Origin of the sequence: Labilibaculum euxinicum (assembly GCF_009795715.1) — a bacterium.
Taxonomy (GTDB): Bacteria; Bacteroidota; Bacteroidia; order Bacteroidales; family Marinifilaceae; genus Labilibaculum; species Labilibaculum euxinus.
On the sequence record NZ_WTCR01000003.1, the window covers coordinates 103,924 to 115,288 of the forward strand.

General features: G+C 35.5%; 4 protein-coding genes and 2 tRNA genes. 3 read left to right on the top strand and 3 right to left on the bottom strand.

Annotated features, from left to right (window positions below; all coding sequences use genetic code 11):
- Positions 1–3 precede the first annotated feature (3 nt).
- From GQR60_RS04440 to GQR60_RS04450, 3 genes are all read left to right on the top strand, one after another.
- Positions 4–1,785, top strand: coding sequence for an aconitase/3-isopropylmalate dehydratase large subunit family protein (locus GQR60_RS04440; protein ID WP_160463411.1), 1,782 nt, complete (start codon positions 4–6; stop codon positions 1,783–1,785).
- Between the two features lie 101 nt (positions 1,786–1,886).
- Positions 1,887–1,961, top strand: a tRNA-Arg gene (locus tag GQR60_RS04445).
- Positions 1,962–2,004: 43 nt separating this feature from the next.
- Positions 2,005–2,079, top strand: a tRNA-Arg gene (locus tag GQR60_RS04450).
- 448 nt (positions 2,080–2,527) lie between these two features.
- On the opposite strand, the gene GQR60_RS04455 is transcribed toward GQR60_RS04450, so the two are convergent.
- From GQR60_RS04455 to GQR60_RS04465, 3 genes are all read right to left on the bottom strand, one after another.
- Entirely contained in the window at positions 2,528–3,709 is a 1,182-nt protein-coding gene (locus GQR60_RS04455; protein ID WP_124991772.1) for a hybrid sensor histidine kinase/response regulator, read from the bottom strand.
- A gap of 11 nt (positions 3,710–3,720) precedes the next feature.
- Positions 3,721–8,637, bottom strand: coding sequence for a PAS domain S-box protein (locus tag GQR60_RS04460; RefSeq protein WP_124991773.1), 4,917 nt, complete (start codon positions 8,635–8,637; stop codon positions 3,721–3,723).
- A gap of 809 nt (positions 8,638–9,446) precedes the next feature.
- Positions 9,447–11,015, bottom strand: coding sequence for a hypothetical protein (locus tag GQR60_RS04465; protein ID WP_124991774.1), 1,569 nt, complete (start codon positions 11,013–11,015; stop codon positions 9,447–9,449).
- Between the last annotated feature and the right edge of the window lie 350 nt (positions 11,016–11,365).

Sequence of the window (11,365 nt, forward strand, 5' to 3'; positions counted from 1 at the left end):
ACTATGCAAAACCTAACTTTCGTTGAAAAAGTATTTCGGGCAAAATGTGGAAGCATTGTTTTCAAAACTCCCGATATTGTTCTGACTCATGACAATACGGCCAGTATCAAAATTACATTTGAAAAAATGGGGGGCGGTCAAGTGAAAAGTCCTGATCAGCTTCTGGTTGTTCTCGATCACAATGCACCGCCAACCAATGCCAAGTTGGCTACCGATTATCAAAGGGTTCGGGAATTGGTTCAGAAACAAGGAATCAAAAAGTTTTATGATGCAGGCTCAGGCATATGTCATCAAATCATGTCGTACCATGCCAAACCTGGAATGATAATCGTAGGCAGTGATAGTCATACATGCACTGCCGGTGCATTTAATGCCTTGGCTGCAGGTATAGACCGCACTGAAGCTGCCGGATTGTGGAAAAGGGGAGAAACATGGTTTCGTGTGCCCGAATCCATTAAAATCATTCTAAATGGAAAGTTGCCGGAAGGTGTTTTTGCCAAAGATCTTTCTTTGTGGATTATCGGAATGATAGGTTCGGCGGGAGCCAACTATATGTCTATTGAATATCATGGGGAGGGAGTGAAAAGTCTTTCTATTTCTGATCGCATGACATTGGCAAATCTGGCTTCCGAAATGGGAGCTAAGAATGCTGTTTTTCCTCCCGATAAAGTGTTGGAAGATTTTTATGAACAAAAGGTAAAAGGCATTTGGGCCGATGAAGGTGCCCAATATTTTAAAGAATACGAAATTAATTTAAGCGACTTAGTTCCACTGGTTGCTGCGCCGCATCATGTGGATAATGTAAAAACCATAGCCGAAGTAAAAGGTGTGAAGGTAAATCAGGGATTAATAGGAACCTGTACGAATGGGAGATTGGAAGATTTGCGGATTGCAGCCAGAATATTGGATGGCAAGCAAATTGTTCCTGGTTTTCAGTTGTTGGTGGCTCCCGCTTCCAAAGAAATATATTTGGATGCGATTAAAGAGGGAATTATCACCAAATTGATGAAAGCCGGAGCTGCTATTTTGGGTTCTTCCTGCGGACCTTGTTTGGGAACCGGACAAGGAATTCCTGCCGATGGATTTACCGTGATTTCAACTGCGAACAGAAATTTTTTAGGTAGAATGGGCAATAAAAATGCTCAAATATATCTTGCTTCTCCCGCTACAGTAGCCTGTTCAGCTCTCACTGGTGAAATAACAGATCCAAGAATAAATATTTCCCGGCAAATCGAATTTCCATTTCAAAAACAGCAGAGTCGAACAATCCTAATTCAAGAATCGGACAATCGAAAATCAAATGGTGTCTGGGATTACTCCGATGTTGATCATTTGAATACCGACCAAATGTTTGCAGGAAACTTAACCTACGAGATTTTGAGTTCCGATCCGGATGGAATTCGGCCACATTTGTTCAAAGGATTCGATGATTCTTTTGCTGATGGAGTAGAGGAAGGTGATATTTTGATTGCCGGAGAAAATTTTGGTTGCGGCAGTTCAAGAGAACATCCTGCAGTTGGATTGGCTCATGCAGGAGTACGTGCGGTGATCGTAAAATCGGTAAACCGGATCTTTTACAGGTCGGCAATTAATCAGGGGTTATTACTCATTGTGAACCGCGAAATTGTTGAATCATACCATAGAAATGACGTGCTTGTGCTTGATTTTCAGGAGGGAGTCGTTCATGTTGGCGAAAAACGATTCGAAATACCTGTTTTACCCAATAAATTACAACAGATAATAAAATGCAAAGGCCTTGTAAACTGGATAAGAACTGTGATATAAGCTCTTACTGGTTTACGGTTGATTTTTACTGAAAAAAAACGCAAAAATACTTGTTTAGGAATGTAATAAATACCTATATTTGCATCGCCTTTTAAAGGAATGGTCCAGTAGCTCAGTTGGATTAGAGCAATAGCCTTCTAAGCTATAGGTCCCAGGTTCGAGCCCTGGCTGGATCACTCATTTTTTTAAGGCAAAAAGGAAAAAAAAGAAAACAAGGACGGTCCAGTAGCTCAGTTGGATTAGAGCAATAGCCTTCTAAGCTATAGGTCCCAGGTTCGAGCCCTGGCTGGATCACAAAGACGATACGAGAGTGTCGTCTTTTTTGTTGCAAACCCCCGCCACATCTACTATCTTTAGGTGTTGTATCAAATTTCTGATACGCAAAAAAACGTTTCTTTTATCACATTTGCAGTACCCGTATAATACGGGATGCAATATCCAAATATTCGCCAAGCTTGTTGATAAAAAAATGAAGAACGGTAAAAATGATAGGGCAGGACTAAAGACAAAGAGTATATTGGTAGAGTTTTAGTCTGGATTTGTGTACAAATACCATAGTTAGAACCTAATTTAAAATATTTTAACTTCTGATTGTTAGTATTCCGCAAGACTCTATTTGGGTGATATATCTTTATTTGTCTCTCTTATAAATACTCACCGATTATAGAATTAATCAAACTGCACTCTATCACTATTAAGCGAACAACTTATTTATAACTGCTTATGAAACTCTTTACATAAATTATTCGTTTGGAAAAATTAATAACACTGCAGCTCCGATCTCTTCATTATTTGTTGCTATAATTTCTCCGTTATGGGCATCCATAATAAGTTTCACTGTAGCCAAATCAAGACCATTTTGATCATCATGATACTGGGAGTTAGTAGCAAATAATTTAAATCTATTTTTTAGTGTCTGTGGGTTAAAGCCTTCACCTTGATCAATAAAAGAACAGGTTGTTTTTTTTATATCAGAATCTATGTTCACACGAACAAGCCCACCATTGGGTGAATATTTGATTGCATTGTCAAGAATGCTTTCAAAGCAAAATTCAACTAGTTCTTGAGCACCATTTATGTGCGTATTATCAATCTTGCCATCAAAAACTACATTCGCCTTTTTTGCTTTAATTTGTTCCGAAAGATTAAGCTTGGTTGATTCAATTAAATCGCTTAATCTAATTTCACTTTTTTGAAGGGTCTGTTTTTTAGTGCGTAACTCGGTAATTTTCAAACTTACTTTAGCAAAGCGATGAAGCCGATTGGCAGAAATCTCAAGATAATGTAACATTTCTGTAACATTAGAATCGACCAATTCATTTTTCAATATGCCAATGAAACCAATTATGCCATTTAAAGGTGTGTTAATTTGATGGCTAATTATGGACAGAAAATCTGATTTTGCTTTATCCAACACCTCTAATTCCTGATTGACCTCTTCAAGTTCACTATTTGCTTTCTGGAGCTCTTTGGTGCGCTCTGTTACTTTTTCTTCAAGCCATTGGTTTACTTTTTTAAGTTGGTCTTTACTCCTTTTCAGATCGATATGAGTTTTCACTCTCACCAATACTTCTTTTGAATTAAAAGGTTTGATGATATAATCCTGTCCTCCAGCTTCAAAGCCATTAACCACATTTTCAGATTCGTTAAGTGCAGTCAGGAATACGACTGGAATTTCCTTCATGTTTTCGTTTTCACGCATGGCTTTACAGGTCTCGAAACCATTCATTACGGGCATATTTACATCTAAAAGGACCAGATTAAAATCTTGTATCTTATTTAAAAGATTTAAGGCTTGCTGACCGTCATAAGCAAATCCAACAGAATATCCCTCATCGCGCAGGATGCTGCCAATTACCTGAATATTTTTAGGATTATCGTCAACTGCGAGTATCTTAATTTTATTATTGCTAATTGTTTCCATATGCTTTTAGGTTATATTTTGTTCATTTTAAGTTGTTCTATTACTTTCGGGAATTTTACCAGAGTCTTCAACAATCTGTCGATCTCGAAATTATCTGCCAAACTGCAAACTTCGCTTGCATAATCTTTAAGATATTCAATCTTATTTTCTTCAGCTAGTTTAATTAATTCTTTACCGAATTCTTCAATTTGGTCAATCATTTGCGATTGGATAGCATTCTGACAAATAGGAACAAACTTATTTTCAAGAACTGCTATGAGTTCAGGTAGCTGATTTAATTGTTCCTGAGTCAGTGCAAAGTCAATTTGTTTGGAATCAGCTGCAGCTACTTCGTCTTTAACCTGATATGTGAGATACTTCTTCATTTTATCAAACAAGTCAGAAGCATCCAACGGTTTCATTAAAAACTCATTAAATATCTTTACATTTCTATTTCCAGTTATTATACTTTTTGCAGAAGCTGAGATTGCAATAACCGGAATGGATTTGGTACTTTTTGTTTGCTTCAGTATTTCTGTGGCCTTATAACCATTCATTACCGGCATACGTAAATCCATCAGAATTAAATCGGGCAGATTTTTTGTTGCTGACTGCACAGCTTCTTCGCCATTTTCGGCTTCAAAGACATCAAGCTGTGAATGTTCTAACATATCCTTAATCAGTTCACGATTTAATTCATTGTCATCAACAAGCAGAATTTTTGCTTTATTGAATTTTATTATTGTTAAATCAATCAAGCTCTCCTCGGGTTCGATCTCAGTCTCAGAAACAGGTATGTTTGGAATAATAACCCTTATATTACTCCCTTTGCCTGCTTCACTTTCAAGATGAATAGTACCACCCATTTTTTCAATCAATTTTTTAGTGATGGGTAAGCCTAAACCAGTTCCACCATATTTTGCACTTTGTCCTTTTTGTTGGGTGAAAGGCTCAAAAATCAATTTCTGTTGATCAATCGGGATGCCTATTCCAGTATCTTCAACATGTAAAATCAGGTCATAACTATCTTTCAATTTTATATTTCGATGCGCATCAACTGTTAAGATAACATGTCCATTATCAGTAAATTTAATAGCATTCCCTATAAGATTGAACAAAATTTGGCGCAATCGCACTTCATCAAGAAGAAGTAATTTGGGAATTGTACTTTCATATTCGATAAAGAAATCAATCTTTTTTTCATTCACCGTGAGGGCAAATAAATTTTTAATTTCCTTGGTTAGACTATAAAGATTGACTGGTACAGGTATGATGTCAATTTTACCCGCTTCAATTTTCGAAAGATCAAGAATGTCATTGATAATTTTCAATAGATTTTTCCCACTGCTGCGGATCGACTCTACCTGTGAACGTTGTTTTTCCTCTTTCACGGTTTTAGATAAAAGTTCCGAAAATCCAATCACGGAATTCATAGGTGTACGAATCTCGTGACTCATATTTGCCAGAAATTCACTCTTAGCCTGGTTGGCAGAGTTAGCAGCATCTCTTGCTTTGATTAGATCTTCTTCTGAAAGTTTTTTATCGGTAATATCAAATCGAACAGATACATACTGATATGGCTTCCCCTGCTTGTCAAGAAATGGTACTATTGTTGAATCTACCCAATAAAAACTTCCGTTTTTTGCTTTATTTCTAACTTCCCCTCGCCAGACTTTACCCTTTGAAATTGTATGCCACAAGTCAATAAAAAAGTCACTTGAATGACAACCCGAATTTATAATTCGATGGGTATTCCCAATGAGTTCTTCCCGACTGTATTTTGATTTTTTACAGAAAATATCATTTACATAATTTATAACGCCCTTATTGTCAGTAATAGAAACAAGGCTTGATTCATCAAGGGCAAATTTGTAATCTGTGATATCTTTAAGACTTTGTTGCAGTTTCTGCTGTGAAATAGTTAGTTCACGGGTTCTTTCAAAGACCATTTCTTCAAGATGCTCACGATGTTTGATGATTTCTTCCTCAGCATTTTTCATTTCTGTGATATCATGAAATCCTGTTATCAATACCTGTTCATTCTCGAGGGTCATTAATTTAAGTGATACTGAACCCCAGAATAATTCCTGATCTGCTTTCTTTAAAACAAGTTCATAATTATCCACAACTCCATCCTTCATTAGTATCTTGAATAATTTTTTTTGATCCTGGGAATTCGAATAAAAATCGGGTGATTTCTGTCCAATCGCATCCGATAAAGAAATTTTAAAGAGTTTACCAAGGCTTTCATTTGCCATTATTATAATCTCTTCAGAAACTTTAGTTATAACCATTGGAATAGGTGACGACTCGATTATTGAACGAAGTTGTTTTTCACTTTCTTTCAATTCCTTCTCGACCAGTTTACGTTCAGTAATATCTTTAAATACAACAACTGCCCCTATCAAATTTCCTGTGTCGTTCTTTATTGGTGTACATGTGTATTCAACAGGGAAACTAGTATCATCCGCCCGCCAAAACACTTCATTATCCACATGGCTGGCTACTCCTGTACGAAAAACATTATAGATCAGACAGTCTTCACGAGGGTATTGAGAGCCGTCCTGACGGGTATGATGGTGGTCAGCATGGCCTTCTTTACCAATAAGTTCTTCAATAGGTTTTCCTATCATGGCAGCAGCGGCCGGGTTTACAAAGGTCATTCTACCTTCCAAATCCAATCCATAAATTCCTTCTCCAATAGAATTCAGAATTAATTGATTGTGCACATTTAATCTATTGATTTCTTCTTCAGCTATCTTGCGAGATGTGATGTCGGTATGCGAACCAGCCATACGATAAGGTTTGCCGGTTTCGTTACGCAAGGCTTTCCCCCGGGCAAGAATCCACCTGTAGCTGTCATCCTTATGTTTCATCCTAAACTCTATTTCGTATTCAGGAATCTCATTATCAAAGTATGCTTGAACGACAGCTAAAGCTGGTTTATGATCTTCAGGATGAAGTAAAGCTTCCCAAGTGCTGAAGCTGTTTTCCAATTCCTTATCATTATAACCAAGCATACTTTTCCACCGGGGTGAGAAATACACCTCATTGGAAATAATATCCCAATCCCATATGCCATCATTGGAGCCTTCAACTGCTATAGTATATTGTTCCTGGCTTAAAAGCAGTTGTTTTTCAGTCTTCTTTCGTTCCGAAATATCTTCAACAGTACCTTCAAAAAATACTTTCCCATTTATACCTTTTACGATTCGTGCATTTTCCCGAATTGGAATAACTCGCCCATCTTTAGTTGTCCAACTTTCCTCCAAACCTTTTACATAACCGTCTTTTTCAATCATTTCGACAAACTGCTTACGGCTAATCGTAGATTCTTTACTGTACCCTTCTGTTGCCAGATTTCTATTTTGTAATTCAGCCAATGATTCAAATTCCAACATCTGCAAGAGGGCTTTATTGGCATTTATGATATCCCCCTCAGGAGTTGACTGGTAAATCCCAAGTGGTGAATTTTCGAATATACTTCGGTATTGTTCACGACTTAAATTTAATTGCTCCTCAGCAAGTTTACGTTCTGTGATATCATTTATTGTGCCTATTAACCGGATAGGCTTGTTATTGCTGTTAAATTCCAATTTACCCAAACCATGCACCCAACGTTCTTCCTTATTGCAGTTTCTGATTATTTTATATTCCTTATTAAAAGGTAACCTCTGAGCTATTGTCTCATTTTGAAAATAATTCAGCACCAATTCTCTGTAATCAGGATGAAGAATAGCACTCCATCCCTCAGTTGTGAGTGTGTAATTTTCATCGATCCCAAATATAGTATTGAGTATTTCGGAACTCTTCCACGTACCCGTTTTTATATCCAGCGAATAGGTTCCCAGATGTGCAATTTCTTGTGATTCTTTCAGTAAACGCTCACTTTCTTTTAGTTCAGAGGTTAATCTTTCTGCGATTTGTTGTGCCTTAAGCTTTGTGCTAAGCATTGATTTGGAGAGCAGCAATAGTAAAATACTAATAATTAAACCTCCAAAAAATACCATCCATGAGGCTATATAATCAACAATAAAATTTTCTTTTTGTTGTGTATATTCCAATGTCCATTGGTGACCATTAAAATTTATCGGAACTTTTAAGTTGAAACGTATCCTCTCTGATTTCTTTTGCTCTTCTGTACTGTGAGACTCAAACAACAAGGATTGAGAAGTACAATTAACACCATCAAAAATATGCAGGTAAAATGTTTTTTTGTTATCGATATGCTTCCATTTATTCAGAATACCTGACATTAGGTCATTCATCCGATACGGGCTATATACCCAACCTTTAATTGCAGCTCTGCGTGCTTCAACAGTATTTAGTTTAACTCCTTTTTGGTATACAGGCACATACATTAAATTACCTGCTTGTACGTCTTTTTTTGTTTCCTGAACCAAAAGGACTTTTCCCGAAAGGGCAGCTATATCTAAATCACGGGCACGTTCCATTGCTTCCCTTCTCACGGGCTCGGTTGTCATATCATAACCAAAGGCACGTAAGTTACGTTCTGAAAAAGGTTCAAGAAAAATAATTGCAGTAGATGTATCACCCGAGCTTTCCGGCCAGACCTTATAGTCAGGAAATCCCTCATTTCTGATTTGTAAAATATGATTTTCCAACTGATCCTTAGGTACAAGCAAGGAAAATCCTGTGCCTAATATTCCTGGCAAATTCAGGTCTACTTTTGACTGTTTTATGAAATTACCCCATGTCTCACGCTTTACGGTATCTGATACGCTAAAAAATGCAGCCCCGCTGCGAAGCAGTTGTGCATGAGCATGCAATCGTAAATCTATTTTACTGCTGATTTCCCTACATTCGAACCTAAATTCAGCTTCATCCTTTTTATCATTTAGAAACTTTACAAAAATTGAAGCAAATAGTGTGAAAATTAATGTTAATATAAATAACAAGTTTGCTTTCCAATCATTAACATTCTTCATTCTATTCGGTGTATTAATTTAGAATTACCTTCAATTCAATAAGCATTATTTAATATATAAAGGTCCATATCAGGAAGAATCTCTTAAATAATTATAATTAAACAGACTCCTGATATACTTTATAATTTAAAGCTGTTTTTATTGATCATTAATATACGTTGTTATTAACAAAAAAGTTATTGTTCCAGGCTTAGCTTTTTTTTGGAGCCTGTTTTTAGTTCAAGAAAATAGGTGTAACAATTCGCAAAAAAAAATCATTCCACCAGAGAAAATAAGCCTTATTGATAATGACACCAGACCGTAAGATCCTTATAACACGGCTAATAAACGGTTGGACAGATAAATGAGTAGTTTTCATTGGTAAACAAGGTTTGTGTGATCTTAAAACGAGGGTACTATAAACCATACCAGACTTTAATCTACTTATTAAGACGGATATAGGAGACGACTAGGCGGATAAAAAAGCCAATCAATATTTTTAGTGGCTCAGGTCTTAATTGCCCGAAGTCTAAAATATCAGTTGGCTCAATTATAAATAAAATCTTTAGAAGGTAAAGGCTCTTGTATCCTTAAAACAGGGAATTAACAGATGATCATACCCGATCGTAAGTTCTTTATAAGACGGCTAATAACGGCTAGATGGATAAATAAGACAGTTATTTTAATTATTGTAAATAATTCTGTTTTGAAGGCTAAAAAAAAGAAGTCAGAAGTCGATTAATGGCTTGGCTATACAAAGAATAGATAGTTACGCGCTCTGAATTTATCAACTCAGAGCACATAATTATATTTTTCGTTAAAAAAAGACTTTAAATGCTTGCATCAAATACAAGGTTTGGTGCAAACTCTTTAATTAAGATGATTTCATCACTATTTCCTTCAGGTTTGATTGCAATAGTAACACGAACTGCCCATTTTCCTTTTAGAGGTAGATTGATATGTCCAGCGGTTCGACGTGGGCTACCTCCGCACTTAACACCTATCCATTGACTTTTATATGTATTCAATTCAGAACTATTAATTAAAGTGCCTCCAAATTCATACAATCCTCCAGTATCATACAAAATCAGATCCTTACTTACAACTCGAACGGTAGCATTTTCAGTATTCGTTACTTCAGGGTTTATCAAAACATTAAATGACTGTAAATCCAAAGATGCTTCGGTATGTCTCATAGGCTCCATTGCGTCATAATATGTATATCCATATCTAATAATCGGTGTTTTATCGATATTCCAAACTCCAATTAACTTGTTATAATGTGGCATTAATCCACCTATTGTTGATGAACCTATTGCAACCCCAGGGTAAATCAAGGAAGCTTTACTTGGGCCAGCATAACTAGAGGTAATTGTACCAGTTGTTTTCGTTTTAGCTTCAAAATCTAAATTTATTGAACCGGGAGTATAACTTTTAGGTGAAAATATTCCTGAGGTAACTAAACCTAAAATTGGATTTGAAGTTTTGATTGCACTTCCTATTTTAGAAAGTCCCGTATTAAGTAATCCTTTTAATGTTGAATTTGCCTGTTTTGCAACTTGGTCAGTAAGATATTTGGAAGCAACTTCTTTTGATGGAAGATTAATTTTAAAGTCATCTAGACTATTAAAGTTAATACTTGAAGCCATACTTGATAGAATACCTCCTGAAGCTCCACTTTGAGGCATGGTAAAAGTACCTTCAATTGTCCCGGCTATAGTTCCAGTCGATTCAGTGAAACTCTTTTCTGTTATTAGCATTCTTAATTGCAATTCAATATTATCTCTGTTTAGAGAGCTTAAATTTGGATCATAAGCTATTTCAAATTCGTTATAGTACCAATAATTATTTTGTATACCATATGGTGTAGAAGTCATAGTAGAACACCAACCTGGCTTGTATAGATATGGATTGGTTTTTTTAGTTTCAATGGGAAGAGCTTTAGCCCAGGAAAAATTTAGAGCAGAAGTAGAGCAACTGTTTGTAGCTAATCCTATACCAAAGGTATATGTGTTATTAGGGTATTGTTGATTTGTAGGATAGATATATACTCGGATTAAACCAGTATAAACATTATACAACGCAAAAAAAGGATCTGATTCATTTAACATGAAACTATTATATAATAGTTTCCAGCCATCCGATTTTTTAAAATCGGGTTTAATATCTAATGGGATTTCTGCATTTGTTGAAGCCCAAGGTAACATCAATTGCGTACCACCATACCAGATATAAGTATCATTTTCCCAATCAAAATATTCTGAAATGGTGGGAGATGCCTTAGTATGGTTTGAAGAGGTTTCAGTATTAGAAATAACTTCATCTTCAATAAGGATTTCATCACTGCAAGAAGCAAAAAATAAAATACTAAAAAAGCAATAATAAATGTAATTTTTCATTTTTTAAAATTTTAAGTGATATTAATGAAATACTATTTTGGAAGTTCAATAATTGTTATTAATATGATTAAACTTCGTTACATACCTTAGTACCATTTTTCATTAAAAGGTAACCATAAAAAAATAAGATAAGTGTACTTATGTTAGTTATGATGTTGGATGTGAGTCAGTTATTGTTATTATTTATATTTAGTCTATTTAGTATTAATGAAACTTAATTGTTGATTTAAGTTAATTTTAAATCTAGCCAATAATGTTAATATGTTATTTTATTATAAGAAGAGATTTAATAGCGTATTCTTAACAAATACTAACAAAGGAGCTATAATTGAGGGCGTTTATTCCTGTCT

Excerpts from the sequence above, each read along its gene's own strand:
- GQR60_RS04440 (WP_160463411.1), top strand. The coding sequence starts at position 4 with ATGCAAAACCTAACTTTCGTTGAAAAAGTATTTCGGGCAAAATGTGGA.
- GQR60_RS04455 (WP_124991772.1), bottom strand. The coding sequence starts at position 3,709 with ATGGAAACAATTAGCAATAATAAAATTAAGATACTCGCAGTTGACGAT.
- GQR60_RS04460 (WP_124991773.1), bottom strand. The coding sequence starts at position 8,637 with ATGAAGAATGTTAATGATTGGAAAGCAAACTTGTTATTTATATTAACA.
- GQR60_RS04465 (WP_124991774.1), bottom strand. The coding sequence starts at position 11,015 with ATGAAAAATTACATTTATTATTGCTTTTTTAGTATTTTATTTTTTGCT.